This is a genomic window from Enterobacteriaceae bacterium Kacie_13 (assembly GCA_013457415.1).
Taxonomy (GTDB): domain Bacteria; phylum Pseudomonadota; class Gammaproteobacteria; order Enterobacterales; family Enterobacteriaceae; genus Rahnella.
Genome location: CP045665.1, coordinates 1,159,553 through 1,177,779, shown reverse-complemented (window position 1 = coordinate 1,177,779; position 18,227 = coordinate 1,159,553). Strand labels below are relative to the sequence as shown.

Annotated in this window: 17 protein-coding genes and 1 pseudogene; 8 read left to right on the top strand and 10 right to left on the bottom strand. The window is 53.1% G+C overall.

Translation table 11 applies throughout. The features are described from left to right. Positions 1-72: 72 nt before the first annotated feature. The 4 genes and pseudogenes from xseB (at position 73) to GE278_05310 (ending at position 4,252) form a co-directional block, all read left to right on the top strand. Positions 73-315 (top strand): exodeoxyribonuclease VII small subunit, encoded by a 243-nt coding sequence (gene xseB, locus GE278_05325; GenBank protein ID QLK60228.1) that lies wholly within the window; start codon positions 73-75, stop codon positions 313-315. Positions 316-321: 6 nt separating this feature from the next. Next, complete coding sequence (gene ispA / locus GE278_05320) at positions 322-1,251, top strand: (2E,6E)-farnesyl diphosphate synthase (protein ID QLK60227.1); 930 nt, start codon at positions 322-324, stop codon at positions 1,249-1,251. A gap of 19 nt (positions 1,252-1,270) precedes the next feature. Next, positions 1,271-3,133 carry a 1-deoxy-D-xylulose-5-phosphate synthase gene (locus GE278_05315; GenBank protein QLK60226.1) on the top strand — a complete coding sequence of 621 codons (1,863 nt, stop codon included), beginning with the start codon at positions 1,271-1,273 and terminating at the stop codon, positions 3,131-3,133. 145 nt (positions 3,134-3,278) lie between these two features. Beyond that, positions 3,279-4,252: pseudogene (locus GE278_05310) on the top strand (aldo/keto reductase). 95 nt (positions 4,253-4,347) lie between these two features. On the opposite strand, the gene thiL reads toward GE278_05310, so the two are convergent. The 5 genes from thiL to nrdR form a co-directional block, all read right to left on the bottom strand. After that, a complete protein-coding gene (gene thiL, locus GE278_05305; GenBank protein QLK60225.1) occupies positions 4,348-5,319 on the bottom strand; it encodes a thiamine-phosphate kinase in 972 nt (323 codons plus the stop codon). A gap of 164 nt (positions 5,320-5,483) precedes the next feature. After that, positions 5,484-5,897 (bottom strand): transcription antitermination factor NusB, encoded by a 414-nt coding sequence (nusB, locus tag GE278_05300; protein ID QLK60224.1) that lies wholly within the window; start codon positions 5,895-5,897, stop codon positions 5,484-5,486. A gap of 20 nt (positions 5,898-5,917) precedes the next feature. After that, positions 5,918-6,388, bottom strand: coding sequence for a 6,7-dimethyl-8-ribityllumazine synthase (gene ribE / locus GE278_05295; GenBank protein QLK60223.1), 471 nt, complete (start codon positions 6,386-6,388; stop codon positions 5,918-5,920). Positions 6,389-6,561: 173 nt separating this feature from the next. Then, positions 6,562-7,671 (bottom strand): bifunctional diaminohydroxyphosphoribosylaminopyrimidine deaminase/5-amino-6-(5-phosphoribosylamino)uracil reductase RibD, encoded by a 1,110-nt coding sequence (gene ribD / locus GE278_05290; GenBank protein QLK63205.1) that lies wholly within the window; start codon positions 7,669-7,671, stop codon positions 6,562-6,564. Between the two features lie 21 nt (positions 7,672-7,692). Next, positions 7,693-8,142, bottom strand: a complete 450-nt coding sequence (gene nrdR, locus GE278_05285) for a transcriptional regulator NrdR (GenBank protein ID QLK60222.1) — start codon at positions 8,140-8,142, stop codon at positions 7,693-7,695. 159 nt (positions 8,143-8,301) lie between these two features. On the opposite strand from nrdR, the gene GE278_05280 reads away from it, so the two are divergent. Further along, complete coding sequence (locus tag GE278_05280; protein ID QLK60221.1) at positions 8,302-8,868, top strand: DUF3251 domain-containing protein; 567 nt, start codon at positions 8,302-8,304, stop codon at positions 8,866-8,868. A gap of 67 nt (positions 8,869-8,935) precedes the next feature. On the opposite strand, the gene secF is transcribed toward GE278_05280, so the two are convergent. The 5 genes from secF to queA form a co-directional block, all read right to left on the bottom strand. After that, positions 8,936-9,907 (bottom strand): protein translocase subunit SecF, encoded by a 972-nt coding sequence (gene secF / locus GE278_05275; protein QLK60220.1) that lies wholly within the window; start codon positions 9,905-9,907, stop codon positions 8,936-8,938. 10 nt (positions 9,908-9,917) lie between these two features. Next, positions 9,918-11,765 (bottom strand): protein translocase subunit SecD, encoded by a 1,848-nt coding sequence (secD, locus tag GE278_05270; protein QLK60219.1) that lies wholly within the window; start codon positions 11,763-11,765, stop codon positions 9,918-9,920. Positions 11,766-11,792: 27 nt separating this feature from the next. Beyond that, the gene (gene yajC / locus GE278_05265; protein QLK60218.1) at positions 11,793-12,125 is read right to left on the bottom strand and encodes a preprotein translocase subunit YajC; all 333 of its coding nucleotides are present in this window, start codon (positions 12,123-12,125) and stop codon (positions 11,793-11,795) included. 166 nt (positions 12,126-12,291) lie between these two features. Then, positions 12,292-13,416: a tRNA guanosine(34) transglycosylase Tgt gene (gene tgt / locus GE278_05260; GenBank protein QLK60217.1), complete on the bottom strand. Its 1,125-nt coding sequence runs from the start codon at positions 13,414-13,416 to the stop codon at positions 12,292-12,294. A gap of 111 nt (positions 13,417-13,527) precedes the next feature. After that, complete coding sequence (queA, locus tag GE278_05255; GenBank protein ID QLK60216.1) at positions 13,528-14,598, bottom strand: tRNA preQ1(34) S-adenosylmethionine ribosyltransferase-isomerase QueA; 1,071 nt, start codon at positions 14,596-14,598, stop codon at positions 13,528-13,530. A 134-nt stretch (positions 14,599-14,732) separates the two neighbouring features. On the opposite strand from queA, the gene GE278_05250 reads away from it, so the two are divergent. The 3 genes from GE278_05250 to ggt all read left to right on the top strand — a co-directional run bounded on the left by GE278_05250 (position 14,733) and on the right by ggt (position 18,177). Beyond that, complete coding sequence (locus tag GE278_05250) at positions 14,733-15,314, top strand: DUF479 domain-containing protein (protein ID QLK63204.1); 582 nt, start codon at positions 14,733-14,735, stop codon at positions 15,312-15,314. Positions 15,315-15,533: 219 nt separating this feature from the next. Then, the gene (locus tag GE278_05245) at positions 15,534-16,136 is read left to right on the top strand and encodes a peroxiredoxin C (protein QLK60215.1); all 603 of its coding nucleotides are present in this window, start codon (positions 15,534-15,536) and stop codon (positions 16,134-16,136) included. A gap of 277 nt (positions 16,137-16,413) precedes the next feature. Then, the gene (gene ggt / locus GE278_05240) at positions 16,414-18,177 is read left to right on the top strand and encodes a gamma-glutamyltransferase (protein ID QLK60214.1); all 1,764 of its coding nucleotides are present in this window, start codon (positions 16,414-16,416) and stop codon (positions 18,175-18,177) included. The last annotated feature ends 50 nt before the right edge of the window (positions 18,178-18,227 follow it).

Sequence of the window (18,227 nt, the reverse complement as noted above, 5' to 3'; positions counted from 1 at the left end):
GAGGCTGAGAACCGCATATGCCGTCTCAGCGCTCTGGTCACCGAGTCTGATCAACGATATTGAAAGAGAATTATGCCGAAAAAATCTGCACCACCCGCCAATTTTGAAACGGCTCTGGCCGACCTGGAACAGATTGTTGCCCGTCTTGAGTCAGGCGAATTGCCATTAGAAGATGCCCTGAATGAATTTGAGCAAGGCGTCCAGCTCGCCCGTCAGGGCCAGCAAAAACTGCAGCAGGCCGAACAGCGTGTACAGATCCTGCTCGACAGCGATGAAGATGCACCGCTGACACCTTTTACACCGCAAGCTGAGTAAAGGTTTATGTCTGAAGCGATGTCTCTTTCTCAGTCAGGCGAGTTCTCCCGTGAGCTGCGCGCCATGCAGCAGCGTGTCGATAGCGTACTGACCGCCTACATTGACGCGCAGCCGCTGGCTGATTTACCTCTGGTTGAAGCGATGGGCTATGGTGCGCTGCTCGGGGGTAAACGTATGCGCCCTTATCTGGTGTATGCCACCGGCCAGCTGTTCGGGCTGGATCTTAAAAATCTTGATGCGCCTGCTGCTGCGGTCGAATGCATTCATGCCTATTCGCTGATCCATGACGATCTCCCGGCCATGGATGACGACGATCTGCGCCGCGGCCAGCCGACTTGCCACATCAAATTCGGCGAGGCGAATGCGATCCTCGCCGGAGACGCGCTGCAAACACTGGCTTTCACTATTTTAGCCGACGGCGACATGCCGGACGTACTGGTAAAAGACCGTCTGTCGATGGTGTCTGAACTGGCTACTGCAAGCGGTGCCAGCGGCATGTGTGGTGGACAGGCGCTGGATCTGGCCGCTGAAGGCCAGCAGGTCAGCCTTGATGCACTGGAAAAAATTCACCGTCATAAAACCGGTGCACTGATCCGCGCCGCAGTGCGGATGGGTGCGCTGGCGGCCGGCAATACCGGACGCGCCGTATTGCCTATACTGGATACCTATGCACAGGCGATTGGCCTGGCGTTTCAGGTTCAGGACGACATTCTGGACGTGATTGGCGATACCGCCACGCTGGGCAAGCGTCAGGGTGCTGATGAACAACTGGGTAAAAGTACTTACCCTGCCCTGCTGGGGCTCGACGGCGCAAAGGCCAAGGCCATGGACCTGTATCAGGAAGCCGTTTCCGCACTGGACCAGCTCGCCGCGCTTTCTTACAACACAGCGCCACTTCTCGCGTTAGCCAGCTTTGTTATTGAGCGCGATAATTAATACTTACTATGAGCAACTGATGAGTCTTGAATTAGCCAAATACCCGACACTGGCGCTGGCGGAGAATCCTGAAGATCTCCGTTCACTTCCTAAAGAGAGCCTGCCTAAGCTCTGCGACGAACTGCGCCAGTATTTACTGGCCAGCGTCAGCCAGTCCAGCGGACACTTCGCCTCCGGTCTGGGAACGGTTGAGCTGACCGTAGCCATGCATTATGTCTATAAAACGCCGTTCGACCACGTGGTCTGGGACGTAGGCCATCAGGCCTATCCGCATAAAATTCTGACCGGGCGCCGTGATCGGATTTCGACAATCCGTCAGAAAGGCGGACTGCACCCGTTCCCCTGGCGCGGTGAGAGCGAATACGACACATTGTCCGTTGGTCACTCTTCGACGTCGATAAGCGCCGGTCTGGGCATGGCCGTTGCCGCCGAGCGTGAAGGCAAAAACCGCCGCACTGTCTGCGTCATTGGTGATGGCGCTATCACCGCCGGTATGGCCTTTGAGGCCATGAACCACGCCGGTGATATCAAACCCGACATGCTGGTTATCCTCAACGACAACGAAATGTCGATTTCCGAAAACGTTGGGGCGCTGAACAATCACCTGGCACAGCTGTTGTCCGGTAAGTTGTATTCTCATCTGCGTGAAGGCGGTAAGAAAGTCTTATCCGGCATTCCACCTATTAAAGAGTTGGTGCGCCGTACAGAAGAGCATTTGAAAGGCATGATGGTGCCGGGCACGCTGTTTGAAGAGCTGGGCTTTAACTACATTGGTCCTGTTGACGGGCACGACGTGGTGGCGCTGGTGCAAACGTTGAAAAACATGCGTGACCTGAAAGGTCCGCAGTTGCTGCACATCATGACCAAAAAAGGCAAAGGCTACGCGCCTGCCGAAAAAGATCCGATCGGCTGGCATGCGGTGCCAAAATTCGATCCAGCTTCCGGTATTTTGCCAAAAGGCAAAGAGGGTTTACCGACCTATTCGAAAGTCTTCGGCGACTGGTTGTGCGAAACGGCGGCCAAAGACAGCAAGCTGATGGCGGTGACACCTGCGATGCGCGAAGGCTCCGGCATGGTGCGCTTTTCCCGCGAATATCCGCAGCAGTATTTTGACGTGGCGATTGCCGAGCAGCACGCCGTGACCTTTGCGGCCGGTCTGGCGATTGGTGGCTACAAGCCGGTCGTGGCCATCTACTCCACCTTCCTGCAACGTGCCTACGATCAGGTGATCCACGACGTGGCTATCCAGAATCTGCCGGTGCTGTTTGCTATCGATCGCGGCGGTATCGTCGGCGCTGACGGCCAGACACATCAGGGCGCGTTCGACCTCTCCTTCCTGCGCTGTATCCCGAATATGATCATCATGACGCCAAGTGATGAAAACGAATGTCGCCAGATGCTGCACACCGGTTATCATCACAATGCGGGTCCGGTGGCGGTGCGATATCCGCGTGGCACCGGTACCGGCGCGACCTGCGGACCACTGGCGTCATTACCGATCGGTAAAGGCAGGTTGCGTCGCGAAGGTGAAAAAGTGGCGATCCTCAACTTTGGTACACTGCTGCCGGATGCGCTTGAAGCCGCTGAAAAACGTAATGCCACCGTAGTGGACATGCGCTTTGTGAAACCGCTGGACGAAGCCCTGATTCTGGAACTGGCCGCCAGCCACGAAGTGCTGGTGACGCTGGAAGAAAACGCCATTATGGGCGGCGCTGGCAGTGGCGTGAATGAACTGCTGATGGCAAAACGTATGCTGGTGCCGGTGCTGAATATCGGTCTGGCGGACAAGTTTGTGCCACAGGGTACGCAGGACGAAATCCGTCATGACGTCGGGCTGGATGCCGAAGGTATCGACCGTCAAATCACCGACTGGCTGGCCTGATTATTTCCCCCTCTTTCGCCTGAAAGAGGGGTTTGCCCCACTACATTCCCTTCTCTTACACAATCCCGCCGTTCCGTGAGCTACAGTTAAGCATGCTAATCATTTTTTAACGCCTGCCGGACATGGCGCAGGCTTTTACGGAGAGATGCAATACACCACGTTGGGAAAAACCGGGTTGAAAGTATCGCAACTGTGTCTGGGTTGTATGACGTATGGCGAACCGGATCGCGGCAGACATGCCTGGACGCTGCCGGAAGAAAGTAGCCGCCCAATCATCAGACAGGCGCTGGATGCGGGCATTAACTTTTTTGATACCGCCAACAGCTATTCTGACGGCAGCAGCGAAGAGATCGTCGGACGTGCGCTGAGGGATTTCGCAAAACGTGATGAAATCGTTGTTGCCACCAAAGTGTTTTATCCGATCACTGGCCTGGAAGGCGGATTGTCACGCGCCTCCATCATGCAATCCATCGACGACAGCCTGCGTCGCCTCGGCATGGAATACGTCGATCTGCTGCAAATCCACCGCTGGGATTACAACACGCCCATTGAAGAAACACTGGAAGCGCTCAACGATGTGGTAAAAGCCGGTAAGGCGCGTTTTATCGGTGCATCATCAATGCACGCCCATCAGTTTAAACAGGCGCTGGACATTTCGCAGCAAAATGGCTGGCTCGTTTCGTCTCGATGCAGGATCAATACAATCTGATCCAGCGCGAAGAAGAAAAAGAAATGTATCCACTTTGCCTTGAAGAGAATATTGCTGTACTTCCGTGGAGCCCGCTGGCGAGAGGGAAGTTAACGCGTCCGTGGGGCGAAACTACTGCGCGTTCAGTGTCCGACAGTTTTGCCAATACGCTGTATGATGCCACGGACGAAGCTGACGGTAAAATCGCTGAGCGCGTGGGTAAAATTGCCGAAGACCACGGCGTGCCCCGCGCACAAATCGCGCTGGCGTGGATCCTCAGCAAACACGTGATCACCGCGCCAATAATCGGTGCTTCCCGCCCTGCTCATCTCGACGACGCAATTGGCGCGCTGGATATCAGGCTGACCATCGAAGAAATCGCCGAGCTGGAAATGGCTTATGTGCCACATAAAGCCGTTGGTTTTGAATAGGATTTACGTAACATTTGGAGCTGAAAACAAAAAGGCGCGGCAGAGTTAACCTGTCACGCCTTTTTCACATTGAACTAAACCTTCAAATCGTCCCGTCAGGCGAAGTGATCAAAACCCTGCCATTCCAGCTCTACCGGTTTACCGCCTCGCAAGAACTTAATGCCTTCCGAAAGCGGTGCGATCTGACCCACGCAGGTGAAATCCACGCCCAGATGGCTCAGCGCAACGTCCAGCGCGCCACGGTTGATTTCAGGTACAGTGAAGCAAAGCTCATAGTCTTCCCCGCCGGTCAGTGCCCATTTCAGCGCCTGCTCAGGATCGGCAATTTTCTTCATCGCGTCAGAGAATGGGATAGCGTCGAGATCCAGACGCGCGCCGCAATCGCTGGCTTTAAGAATATGCTTTAAATCGGAGATCAGACCATCAGAAAGATCAATGGCAGACGTGGCTAAATCACGCAGTGCCTGCCCCTGCAAAACGCGTGGTGAGGGCCGCAGATGGCGCTTAAGCAGGAACTTGCGGGTATCAGCATCGCTGATGTTCAGCTGTTCAAGGAGAATGGCCAGACCCGCCGCGCTGTCACCCAGCGTGCCGGTCACGAAAATCCAGTCGCCAACGCCTGCGCCGGAACGTGTTAATGCACGACCAACGGGAACCAGACCCTGAATGGTCAACGTCATGCTCAGCGGGCCGCGCGTAGTATCGCCGCCAATCAGCTGCATGCCGTAATAATTAAGTTGTTCGAACAGGCTGTCGCTGAACGCCTCTAACCAGTCTGCTTTCACCTCTGGCAGTGTCAGTGCGAGAGAAACCCAGGCCGGATCCGCGCCCATTGCGGCTAGATCACTGAGATTCACGGCCAGCGCTTTGTAACCCAAATCGGCCGGAGAAATGGTTTTAAGGAAATGAATGCCTTCGACCAGCGTATCAGTACTGACGGCCAGTAACTGCTTTTCGCCAACCGTCAGTAAGGCACAATCATCACCAATGCCTAACTGAACATCCTGCCGGGCGGTTCTGAACCGGTTAAAGTAGCGATTGATAACGTCAAATTCGCCGGATGCCATAGTACAATTCCAAATCGTTAGAATGACTTAAGGCCGGAAAACCGGCCTTAAGAGGGGTGCCACACAAAGGATAAGCGAGGTGACATCACCAGACTATCAACAGAGCGCGTATCCGGCTGAAAATGAGTGTGATCATTTATCAGAAACGCTGACTCTGGCTGACATTATTTCTTGCGAATATGCGGGCCCGCTTTGTCCAGCACACCGTTGACAAACTTGTGGCTGTCTTCAGCACCGAAGGTTTTCGCCAGTTCGATTGCTTCATTGATGGCCACTTTGTAAGGGACATCCTGGCGCTTGCTCAGCTCAAACAGAGCCAGACGCAAGATCGCTCTTTCCACCTGGCCTAATTCATCCAGCTGACGTGACAGGTATGGCTCCATCAATGCATCGAGTTTCTCTGCACTGTTTGCTACACCCGACAACAGTTCGCGGAAATAGGCAATGTCTACGTCTTTGACATCCTGCTCGGTCAGGAATTCTAATTCAACATCGGCGATGTCATTTTTCGACAACTGCCAGGAGTAAAGCGCCTGAACGGCACATTCACGGGCGCGGCGACGAGCAGCAGGTTTCACGGATTTCCCCTTAACTAGATTCAGGCCTTAATAGCCTTGATAACATTAATCATTTCAAGCGCGGTTAGTGCAGCTTCTGCACCTTTGTTACCGGCTTTTGTCCCTGCGCGTTCAATGGCTTGTTCAATGCTTTCTGTTGTCAGCACACCAAAGGCAACCGGGATTTCGCTGTTCATTGCGACGCTGGACAAGCCAGAGCTGCATTCGCCCGCGACGAATTCAAAGTGGGCAGTGCCCCCGCGGATCACGGTACCGAGTGCAACCACGGCGTCGTACTTACCGCTTTCAGCCAGAGCACGGGTTGCCAGAGGCAATTCGTATGCGCCCGGGACCCAGACTACGGTGATGTTGTCATCGCTGACCTGACCAATACGTTTCAACGCATCAATAGCACCGGAAAGCAGGCTGTCGTTGATGAAATTGTTAAAACGAGCAATCGCGATCGCTACGCGCGCGTTAGGCGTGGCTACAACACCTTCAATAACGTTCATAGTTTTCCTTAAAGTGGGTTCAGGAGTTTCTCAACCCCAGCCGCAGGGGGGCGGATTCTATCATAAAATTCCCCTGTCTGGACATGTGCTTTTAAACCCATGCGGACAAGGAGGCGTAAAATTCTCGGTACGTAGCTTTCTGTGCTTTCTGTGCTTTGTTTCAGCGCTTTATTTCAATATTGCGGTTTCATGTGTAAACGCAGATCCGGGCCAATCTGCCGGACATCACTGAAAGTGAATTCCGGCGCATCACTCAGATAATGCAATCCGGGCAGTGCACACAGCGCCCGGCCATTATTACCCAATAACTTAGGCGCCATATAAACGATTAATTCATCAACCAGACCGGCTTGTAATAAGGCACCGGCAAGTTGTGCGCCAGCTTCCACCCAGATGGAGTTTATCTGGCGTTTTGCCAGTTGCATCATCAGCAGAACCAGATCGATACGGTTATCGCGGCCGGGAACGCACCATTGTTCTACGGATTCAGGCCAGGCGTGATTGTCTTTATCCAGACGCGCCAGAAGTACGTTCCCCGGTAAGTTCACCAACTGATGCTCGGGCGTAACGCGGTTCTGGCTGTCGAGAATAATCCGCAGCGGCTGACGCAGATTTTCTTCGGGATAAATTGTCTGAACGTCGCTGCCCAGTTCGCTCCAGCGCACATTCAGCGAAGGATTATCCGCCAGTACGGTGGCGCTGGTACTCAGAATAGCTGAGCTTTCTGCGCGAAAACGCTGAACGTCAGCGCGTGCGGCAGCAGAGGTGATCCACTGGCTTTCGCCCGAGGCCATGGCCGTTCTGCCATCCAGCGAGGCGCCCATTTTCAGCTGCACGTAAGGGAAACCGGTGCGCATCCGCTTGAGGAAACCAAGATTGACGGCTTCCGCCTGCGAATGCATCAGACCGTGGCTGACATCCACACCGTTTTGCTTAAGACGATATAAACCGCGCCCGGCAACTTCAGGGTTCGGATCCTGCATCGCAGCGACCACACGGGTGATGCCTGCCGCCAGCAGCGCATCGGCACACGGCGGCGTTCGCCCATGGTGGCTGCAAGGCTCCAGTGTGACATAGGCCGTTGCACCTTTGGCTTTTTCACCTGCCATACGTAACGCATGGACTTCCGCATGAGGTTCACCCGCACGCACATGATAGCCTTCACCGATGATTTCGCCATCCAGTACAATGACACAACCGACGTTCGGGTTTGGCGTGGTGGTAAAACGTCCGCGGCGCGCCAGCTCGAAAGCACGCGCCATATAACGTTCGTCAGAAGTTATTTCGGGCAGCATTCACGGTCCTTAATCCTGAAGACGGGCAATCTCTTCGCCAAATTCGCGGATATCTTCAAAGCTGCGATAAACAGATGCGAAGCGAATATAGGCCACTTTATCCAGCCCTTTTAGTGCATCCATCACCAGACCGCCAATCATTTTGGCCGGAATTTCACGTTCGCCAGTGGCGCGCAACTGTGACTTAATGTGACTGATGGCGGTTTCAACATCATCTGAACTGACCGGCCGTTTTTCCAGCGCTTTCAGGAACCCGCTACGTAATTTGTCTTCGTTAAAGGGTTCACGGACTTCATTGCTTTTTATGACGCGTGGCATCACCAGTTCCGCCACTTCAAACGTGGTGAAACGTTCATGGCACACCAGGCACTGACGGCGACGGCGAACCTGCGATCCATCGCCCACCAGGCGGGAATCAATGACTTTAGTATCAACAGCGGCACAAAATGGGCAATGCATAGCACTTCCTGATCGCGAACTCGATGGGACATCAGTTTAACCCGAAGTGTGCCGACAACAAAGGCTGTCGCTACTTTCATAGACATCGGGTTAAACTTACGCATCTCTATTGGTGCCCGGACGGATGTTGCATCGGGCAGAAGAAAGGAAATCTCTGATATGACGAAACACCCCCGCCTTTGGCTGGCCTGCGCCGCACTGCTCAGCCTGACCGGCTGCGCGAAGCAAAATCAACAATTGCCGGAACTTAAAACCGAAGTGGGCCAGCTGAATCAGAAACTGCAACGACTGACTGATTTGGCGGTCGCGCTGGAACAGCAAACTACGCTTAACCGTCAGTCCACCAACGGCGTGTATTTGCTGCCTGCGGCGAAGAGTCCGGCGTTGCTGAAAAGCGATTTGGGCGAACTGACCGTCACGCTGCTGCGTGTGGCACCTGACGCCAGTGGATTACAGGCCGTGCTGGAAGTGAAGAATAATACCGGACAACCTCTGCCGCCGTTTACTGCGTCACTCAGCTGGGGTCAGTTGGATCCGGTGACCGGTAAACCGCTGACGGTAGATATGCAAACCCAGAATATTACCGTCGAACCGGACTTGTTACCGGGGCCAGTGAAAACCTTCGAGGTGAAGTTTAGTCAGGTCACGATGGAAACGCTGGGCTTTGTTCATCTGCACAATATTGTCGCCACGGTACCGCCTTCTGCCGCCACAGTTCAGCCATAACATCCCGAATTTCAGGCAAAAAAAACCCCGCAGCGCGGGGTTTTTTGATCACTGAACCATCAGCAGATTAAGGCAGAATCGAAGGCTGATCTGCACCTTCTTTTTCCACTTTTTGCTGCAACATATGTTCACGCTTCATACCCAGTTTCAGGGCCAGCGCCGAAGCAACATATATTGATGAAGCCGTACCGATTGAAACACCAATCAACATGGTCAGTGAGAAACCACGCAGCAATGCACCACCAAACAAATACAACATCAGGATCACGACTAACGTGGTACCGGATGTGATCAATGTTCTGTGCAACGTCTGGGTCAACGACACGTTAAAGATTTCGTAAGATGTCCCACGGCGGATCTTGCGGAAGTTCTCACGAATACGGTCCGATACTACGATGCTGTCGTTAAGCGAGTATCCGATAACCGACATCAACGAAGCGACAATAGTCAGGTCAACCTCGATATGGAACAACGAGAGCACACCCATGGTGATCACAACGTCGTGAGCAAGCGCAATAACAACACCGGCTGCCAGACGCCACTCGAAGCGGAAACCCACGTAAACCAGGATAGCGATCAATGCCACTAACAGCGCCATAGCACCATTTTGAGCCAAATCTGCCCCAACGCTCGGGCCAACGAACTCGATACGTTTCACCAGGGCATTCTGGCTGGTCGTTTCGTTAATCACGCTAAGAACTTTAGCACCCAGTTCCTGGCCGCCTGTTTCACCCTTACTCGGTGGCATGCGAACCATGATGTCACGGCTGCTACCAAAGTTCTGTACCAGCGGTTCTGCAAAGCCTGCTTTCTCAAGCGAAGCGCGCATCACGTCCAAATCCGCCGGTTTTTCCAGCGAGATTTCAATGACCGTACCGCCGGTGAAATCCAGACCCCAGTTGAAACCCTTCACACCGATAATGGCGATAGAAAGGATCAACAGGAAACCAGAGATACCGAAAGCCCAGTAATCCCAGCGCATAAAGTCATAGACTCTACGGCCGTGGTTTAATTGTTCAACAGTATATTCCTGTGCCACAACGCACTCCTCAGATAGACAGCTTTTTGATGCGCTTGCCGCCGTACAACAGGTTTACGATGGCACGGGTACCGACGATTGCGGTAAACATTGACGTCGCTACACCAATACCGGTTGTAATCGCAAAGCCTTTAATTGCCCCGGTGCCGACGGCATACAGGATGATGACCTTGATTAGCGTCGTGACGTTGGCATCAAAGATGGAGCTGAACGCGCCTTTGTAACCTTCTTCAATAGCCTGCTGTACTGAACGTCCGTTACTAAGTTCTTCCTTAATACGTTCGTTAATCAGTACGTTGGCATCAACTGCTACGGCAAGGGTTAATACGATACCCGCAATACCCGGCATAGTGAGTGTTGCCCCTGGTATCAGAGACATGATCCCAACAATAAGCACCAGGTTAGCAAGCAGCGCAGAGGTCGCAATCAGGCCAAACTTCTTATAGAAGAACAGCATGAAGATAATTGAGACCACAAGTCCTGCGAGACAAGCCTCCAGACCCTGCTTGATATTTTCCATACCCAAGGTCGGGCCGATGGTACGTTCTTCAACAATCTGAATTGGCGCGATCAACGCACCAGCACGCAGCAGCAGAGACAGCTGACGGGCTTCATTCGGATCGTTAACGCCGGTAATACGGAAGCTGTTACCCAGACGTGACTGAATAGTCGCCACGTTGATGACTTCTTCCTGTTTCGCCAGAATTGAACGGCCGTTAGCATCTTTCTTACCGCTGTCTTTGTATTCCACGAACAAGGTCGCCATCGGTTTGCCGATGTTATCCTTAGTGAAGTTAGACATGGCGTTACCGCCAGCACTGTCGAGAGAGATGTTTACCTGCGGCTGATTGTACTCATCCATGCTGGAGGTGGAGTCAGTGATATGGTCGCCGGTCAGGATCACGCGTTTGTACAAGACAACCGGGCGGCCTTCACGGGTATTTTTCACTTCGCTGTCACCCGGCACACGGCCAGAGGTTGCAGCGGTGGCATCCACATTGGTATTTACCAGACGGAATTCCAGCGTCGCGGTCGCGCCCAGAATTTCTTTCGCACGTGCGGTGTCCTGAATACCAGGTAGTTCAACCACAATACGGTCAGCACCCTGACGCTGTACCAGCGGCTCAGCCACACCGAGTTGGTTAACACGGTTACGCAGGATGGTGATGTTTTGCTGAACGGCATACTCGCGAGCTTCATTCATACGAGCATCAGTCATCACCACTTTGACAGCATTATCGCCGCTGTTGGTGATCACTAAATCGCGGTGACGCGGGCTCAGATAGCTGACCGCAGAATCGCGGGTGGCAGCATCACGGAAACGCACTTCAACGCCATAGTTGTCGAGCTTACGCACCGTGGCATAAGGAATATTCTTGTCGCGCAGATCGCTGCGCATGTTGTCCATCGTCTGCTCTTGCAGCTTACTCAGCGCGGTATCCATATCCACTTCCATCAGGAAGTGCACACCACCACGTAAGTCGAGGCCCAGCTTCATCGGCTCGGCGCCCAGCATGCTCAACCAGCGCGGCGTTGCCGGCGCGAGGTTCAGTGCAATGACAAACTTGTCGCCCAGCGCTTCGGTCAGCGCTTCACGTGCACGAAGCTGTACATCCGTGTCTTTGAAACGGGCAAGAATAGCGCCATTCTCCAGAGCAACTGATTTGATCTGGATTTTGCTTTGATCTAATACGTTACGGACTTGGTCCAGCGTTGCTTCACTGGCGTCGGAACCCCGAGCACCAGTGATTTGAACAGCCGGATCCTCACCATAAAGGTTGGGAAGTGCATAAAGCAGCCCGACGATGACCACAATGATCAGCATCAGATACTTCCACGCAGGATAACGGTTTAACACGGCAGTTCCCTTCGGGAAAATCGAAAATTAGATAGACTTCATCGTGCCTTTTGGCAGAACTGCTGCCACGAAGTCACGCTTGATCATCACTTCGTTAGTGTCGTTCAGTGCGATAACAACGTAGCCGGTTTCAGCCACTTTCGTTACGCGACCGATCAGGCCACCGGTAGTCATCACTTCGTCACCTTTACCGATGGAGTCCATCAGTTTTTTGTGTTCTTTAGAACGTTTCTGCTGCGGGCGCAGGATCATGAAATAGAAAATCAGACCAAAAACGACCAGCATAATAACCAGAGAGTAAGGACTTCCCTGTGACGGTGCGCCAGACGCTGCGACAGCATCGGAAATGAAAAGACTCATTTAAATTCCCTCATTGTTGTTGTGAAGCAAAAATGTTGTTGTAAAAAATACCGTATTTCCAATATGGAGTCTGGCGATGAAACGTCTCGCACAATACCCCATTATGACGGCTCAACAAATGATAAAATCGGCACCGCCCTGAGGTGATACCGACACGACTAAGAAATCAGAAGTTTAAAGGCGGAACCGGTTTGCCTTTACGCTCGTAGAAGTCTGTCACAAAGAGCTCTAATTTACCCTCTTCAATAGCCTGGCGTAAACCGGCCATCAGACGCTGGTAATTGCGCAAATTGTGAATGGTATTCAAACGCGCACCCAGAATTTCGTTGCAACGGTCAAGATGATGCAAGTAGGCGCGGCTATAATTGCGACACGTGTAGCAATCACAGTGTTCATCCAGCGTCGAGGTGTCATCTTTATACTTGGCATTACGGATTTTCACGATGCCGTCGGTGACGAACAGGTGGCCGTTACGGGCATTACGCGTTGGCATTACGCAGTCAAACATATCGATACCGCGACGCACGCCTTCCACCAAATCTTCCGGTTTGCCGACGCCCATCAGATAGCGAGGTTTATCTTCAGGAATTTGCGGGCAAACGTGCTCGAGAATACGGTGCATGTCTTCTTTCGGCTCGCCTACCGCCAAACCGCCCACAGCGTAACCATCAAAGCCGATATCTACCAGCCCTTTTAATGATACATCTCGTAAATCTTCGTAAACGCTTCCCTGGATAATCCCAAACAAAGCATTCTTATTATTCAATTCGTTGTGGCGATCACGACTGCGGCGTGCCCAGCGTAAAGACATCTCCATCGAACGTTTAGCGTAATCCCAGTCAGCAGGATATGGCGTACATTCGTCGAAGATCATCACGATGTCAGAACCGAGATCATTTTGGATCTCCATCGATTTTTCCGGGCTCAGGAACACCGGATCCCCGTTGATCGGATTACGGAAATGTACACCCTCTTCTTTAATTTTGCGCATCGCGCCCAGGCTAAACACCTGAAAGCCGCCGGAATCAGTGAGGATCGGACCGTGCCAGTTCATGAAATCATGTAAATCGCCATGCAGCTTCATGATTTCCTGACCCGGGCGCAGCCACAGGTGGAAGGTGTTACCGAGCAAGATCTGCGCGCCGGTTTCTTTGACTTCTTCCGGGGTCATCCCTTTAACGGTACCGTAGGTGCCCACAGGCATAAATGCCGGAGTTTCAACCACACCACGTTCAAAGACCAGACGTCCGCGACGAGCGCGGCCATCGGTAGTGCTTAATTCGTACTTCACATTGCCTCCAGCATCAGAGAAACAGTCTGATGAGGTTAAGTCCGTGGCATGACGCCCGGAAAAGAAAGCCCGGATGCACCGGGTGCGTCCGGACCGGTAGTTTTAAAAAACTTACTCGCCCACCACTTCCTGCGGAGCCAGCGGGTCACGGTTGATGAACATCGCATCGCCGTAACTAAAGAAACGGTACTGCTCAGCCACCGCCTGGTGGTAAGCATTCATGGTATTTTTGTATCCGGCAAACGCCGATACCAGCATGATCAGGGTCGATTCTGGCAAGTGGAAATTAGTGATCAGGGAATCAATCACCTGATAATGATAACCTGGATAAATGAAAATCTTGGTATCGCCGAAGAAGGGCGCAATCAGCGCATCTTCACTGGCTTTGGCGGCACTTTCCAGCGAACGGACAGACGTGGTACCCACGGCCACCACTTTGTTGCCGCGCGCTTTACAGGCCAGCACAGCATCCACGACGTCCTGAGGCACTTCGGCATACTCAGCGTGCATGATGTGGTCTTCGATGGCATCTACGCGTACCGGCTGGAACGTCCCTGCACCGACGTGCAGCGTGACGAACGCAAACTCCACGCCCTTTTCTTTGAGCGCATCCATCAGCGGCTGATCAAAGTGCAGACCGGCAGTCGGTGCAGCGACAGCACCCAAACGTTCGCTATAAACCGTCTGATACAACTCGCGGTCTGCGTCTTCGTCAGGACGGTCAATGTATGGCGGCAGCGGCATATGGCCGATTTCGTTGAGCAGGGTAAAGACATCGCGGTCTTCGTTAAATTCCAGTTCAAACAGCGTATCGTGACGCGCCACCATCGTCGCTTTAATGTCTTCTTTATCACCGAGCAGCAGCTCTGCGCCGGGCTTAGGCGATTTGGAAGCACGAACGTGGGCCAAAACGCGATGTGAATCCAGCACACGCTCAACCAGTACTTCAATCTTGCCGCCGCTGACCTTACGACCAAATACGCGGGCAGGGATCACGCGGGTATTATTGAAGACCAGCAGATCGCCGGGCAAGATTTTATCGAGAATATCGGTGAACACGCCGTGCGTTAACTCACCGCTCGGCCCGTCCAGAGACAACAAACGACAGCCGCTGCGCTGGGTCTGCGGGTAGCGGGCAATCAGGGATTCCGGGAGTTCAAAAGAAAAATCGGCAACACGCATGGTTTTTCACTTCACTTTAACGACAAAAACAGGCGGCTTAGTCTAGTGGGACGGGGCATCCCCTGCAAGCTTATGCGCTAATAAAGGCACCCCTGACCTGTCAGAGATCACGTTTCCTGCGTTATACTTCGGTGATGAATTTTTTAGCGCACCTCCATCTGGCCTCGCTGGCCGACAGCTCCCTGCTGGGTAACCTGCTGGCGGACTTCGTTCGCGGTAACCCTGAAGGACAATATTCCTCTGAAATCGTCAGCGGTATCCGCATGCATCGCCGCGTCGATACTCTTACCGATTCTTTGCCGGAAGTTCGGATCGCACGCAGCTTTTTCCGTGATGATTTCCGCCGCGTTTCGCCGATCACACTTGACGTGGTGTGGGATCACTTCCTGTCGCGCCATTGGGCGACAATTCATCCACAGCAATCACTGGAAGATTTTCTTGACGCCTGTCAGCATGAAATTACGCCGCATTTACCGGATATGCCGGAACGCTTCCAGAATCTCAATGCCTGGTTGTGGCCGGAACGCTGGATGGAACGCTACGCCGCGCTGCCCTTTATCGGCGATGTACTGCGCGGCATGGCCTCACGGCGGCCAAAACTCAGCGCGCTGACCGGTTCGTTTCACGATATCGAACTGAACTACGACGCGCTCGAGCAGCTATTCTGGCAATTTTATCCGGTGATGATGCAGCAGGCGCGAGACCGACAAATCTGACAAACGGCTTGAAACCTGTGAGTCAGAGCACAAATCCTTGCAACGCTGAGGGATTCTCTTAAAGAAGACCGCGACTTACTTCAAAAACTGATAGCCGGATGCTATCTGATTGATTGGCGTGATGGGGTTTATTCACTACCGGCTTGCCCCTATACTGGCAGTCGTTTTGTTCACCCTTTCCACCTACGATGCCCTCATGGGTCTAAAAAGGAGTAATTTATGGTTCTGGTAACTCGCCCAGCCCCTGATTTCACCGCAGCTGCAGTTCTCGGTAGCGGCGAAGTAGTTGAAAACTTCAACTTCAAAAAACACACCGCAGGCAAACCAACTGTTATCTTCTTCTGGCCAATGGACTTCACTTTCGTTTGTCCTTCTGAGCTGATCGCTTTCGATCACCGTTACGAAGAATTCCAGAAACGTGGCGTAGAAGTGGTAGGCGTTTCCTTTGACTCCGAGTTCGTTCACAACGCATGGCGTAACACGCCTGTTGAGAAAGGCGGCATCGGCCCTGTCAAATACGCAATGGTTGCTGACATCAAACGCGAAATTCAGAAAGCCTACGGTATCGAACATCCGGACGCTGGCGTTGCACTGCGCGGCTCCTTCCTGATCGACAAAGAAGGCGTTGTACGTCACCAGGTAGTTAACGATCTGCCGCTGGGTCGTAACATCGACGAAATGCTGCGTATGGTTGACGCGCTGCAATTCCACGAAGAGCACGGCGAAGTGTGCCCGGCTCAGTGGGAAAAAGGCAAAAAAGGCATGGGCGCATCTCCGGATGGCGTAGCTAAATACCTGTCTGAAAACGCTTCAAACCTGTAATCCTCTCAGGATATCAAGGTCAATAACGGTCAGCCTCGCTGGCCGTTTTTTTTGCCCGCTATTTGCCGCGATCACACTTCTCCCCTCCCTTTTGCTCACTCCCTGTCTTTTACGTCTACGCTAAAAACGTATCACCCGCATCAGAGTGGTGCGCACTTTTATAAAGAGTGGCGTGCGCTTTGCATAGATCTACTGCGTTACACAACATCGTTAACACCCAAAAAAGCGTTATCACACAAGAGCCTGAAGGTTCTGATTTCAAAAGACAGGAGTTTGCATGTTACGGAGTACATGGAAAAAATCGCTCATCGCGCTGGCTATGTTCACCAGTTTTCCGCTCTTAGCCGCGTCAAATCCGGCCGTTGAAGCGAAAAGCGGTATGGTCGTCACCTCGCAACATTTAGCGTCACAGGTCGGTGTCGACATCCTTAAGATGGGCGGCAACGCGATTGATGCCGCCGTCGCGGTCGGTTATGCGCAGGCCGTCGTCAACCCATGTTGTGGCAACATTGGCGGCGGTGGCTTCATGACGGTGCATCTGGCGGACGGTAAAGACACCTTTATCAACTTTCGTGAAACCGCACCCGCCGCGGCCAGCGCCAATATGTATCTTGACGGTGATGGCAACGTGAAGAAAGGCGCCAGCCTTTACGGTTATCTGGCTGCGGGCGTTCCGGGGACGGTGCTGGGAATGGATACGGTTCAGAAAGAGTACGGCACGCTCACGCGTCAGCAGGTCATGGCACCGGCGATTAAGCTCGCGCGCCAGGGCTTCGTGCTGACCCGCGCGGATACCGATATTCTTGATACTAAAGTCGCCCGTTTCAAAGAAGACCCGGAAGCCGCGCGCATCTTCCTGCGTAAAGACGGCAGCCCGTTGCAACCCGGCGACAAACTGGTGCAAACCGATTTAGCCAACACGCTCGAATCCATTTCTAAACATGGCCCGGATGCATTCTATAAGGGTAAAATCCCGGCTGCGGTAGAGGCAGCGTCGAAAAAAGGCGGCGGTATTCTGACTGCAGCGGATTTCGCTAACTACAAAGTCACAGAGGACGCGCCGATCACCTGTAGCTATCGCGGCTATAAATTTGTCTCCGCGCCACCACCAAGCTCGGGCGGCGTAACAATGTGCGAAATCCTCAACATTGTTGAAGGCTATGATCTGAAAAGCATGGGCTTCAACTCCGCGGCATCCATTCACACGCTCACCGAAGCCATGCGTCACGCCTATATGGACCGCAACACTTATCTCGGCGATCCGGCGTTTGTGAAAAATCCGGTAGATCGTCTGATCAGCAAAAGCTACGCCGAAGAAATTCGTAAGAAGATAGAAACGGATAAAGCGACGCCATCCACTCAGGTTCAGCCGGGCATGGAGCCGCACGAGAAGCCGGAGACCACGCATTATTCTATCGTCGATAAAATGGGTAATGCCGTTTCTACAACATATACCATCAACGGTCTGTTTGGTTCCGTCGTGATTGCACCGGGGACCGGTTTCTTTCTCAACGATGAGATGGATGATTTCACCACCAAAGTCGGCGAGAAAAATCTGTACGGGCTGGTTCAGGGTACACGTAATGCCATCGCCCCCGGTAAGCGCCCACTATCGTCGATGAGCCCAAGTCTGGTGACCAAAGACGGTAAAATCTTCATGGTGCTGGGTTCACCGGGCGGGTCGCGCATCATCACTATCACGCTGCAAACCGCGCTTAACGTGATTGATTACGGTATGCCTCCGCAGGAGGCCGTCAATGCGCCGCGCATTCACCACCAGTGGTTGCCGGATGAAGTCTATTACGAGCAGCGAGGCGTCTCTCAGGACAGCCTGAATATTCTGGCGAAGATGGGCTACAAAATGGTTGAGCAAACCCCCTGGGGCGCAGCAGAGCTGATTTTGGTGGGCTTACCGGGCGCAGCGGGTGTCACGCCGATGAACTCAGGCAATGATTCGGCGTTGTCCGGGAAAGTCCGTGAAGGCTATCTGTATGGCGCGAACGACGTGCGTCGCCCGGCAGGTGCAGCGGTAGGTTATTAACCCCCTGCGTAGAAAATAAAAAGCCTCCGCTATCGCGAAGATAACGGGGG

Bases quoted from the DNA above. Each gene is read 5' to 3' on its own strand.
- xseB (QLK60228.1), top strand. From the start codon at position 73: ATGCCGAAAAAATCTGCACCACCCGCCAATTTTGAAACGGCTCTGGCC.
- ispA (QLK60227.1), top strand. From the start codon at position 322: ATGTCTGAAGCGATGTCTCTTTCTCAGTCAGGCGAGTTCTCCCGTGAG.
- GE278_05315 (QLK60226.1), top strand. From the start codon at position 1,271: ATGAGTCTTGAATTAGCCAAATACCCGACACTGGCGCTGGCGGAGAAT.
- thiL (QLK60225.1), bottom strand. From the start codon at position 5,319: ATGGCATCCGGCGAATTTGACGTTATCAATCGCTACTTTAACCGGTTC.
- ribE (QLK60223.1), bottom strand. From the start codon at position 6,388: ATGAACGTTATTGAAGGTGTTGTAGCCACGCCTAACGCGCGCGTAGCG.
- nrdR (QLK60222.1), bottom strand. From the start codon at position 8,142: ATGCATTGCCCATTTTGTGCCGCTGTTGATACTAAAGTCATTGATTCC.
- GE278_05280 (QLK60221.1), top strand. From the start codon at position 8,302: ATGACGAAACACCCCCGCCTTTGGCTGGCCTGCGCCGCACTGCTCAGC.
- yajC (QLK60218.1), bottom strand. From the start codon at position 12,125: ATGAGTCTTTTCATTTCCGATGCTGTCGCAGCGTCTGGCGCACCGTCA.
- queA (QLK60216.1), bottom strand. From the start codon at position 14,598: ATGCGTGTTGCCGATTTTTCTTTTGAACTCCCGGAATCCCTGATTGCC.
- GE278_05250 (QLK63204.1), top strand. From the start codon at position 14,733: ATGAATTTTTTAGCGCACCTCCATCTGGCCTCGCTGGCCGACAGCTCC.
- GE278_05245 (QLK60215.1), top strand. From the start codon at position 15,534: ATGGTTCTGGTAACTCGCCCAGCCCCTGATTTCACCGCAGCTGCAGTT.
- ggt (QLK60214.1), top strand. From the start codon at position 16,414: ATGTTACGGAGTACATGGAAAAAATCGCTCATCGCGCTGGCTATGTTC.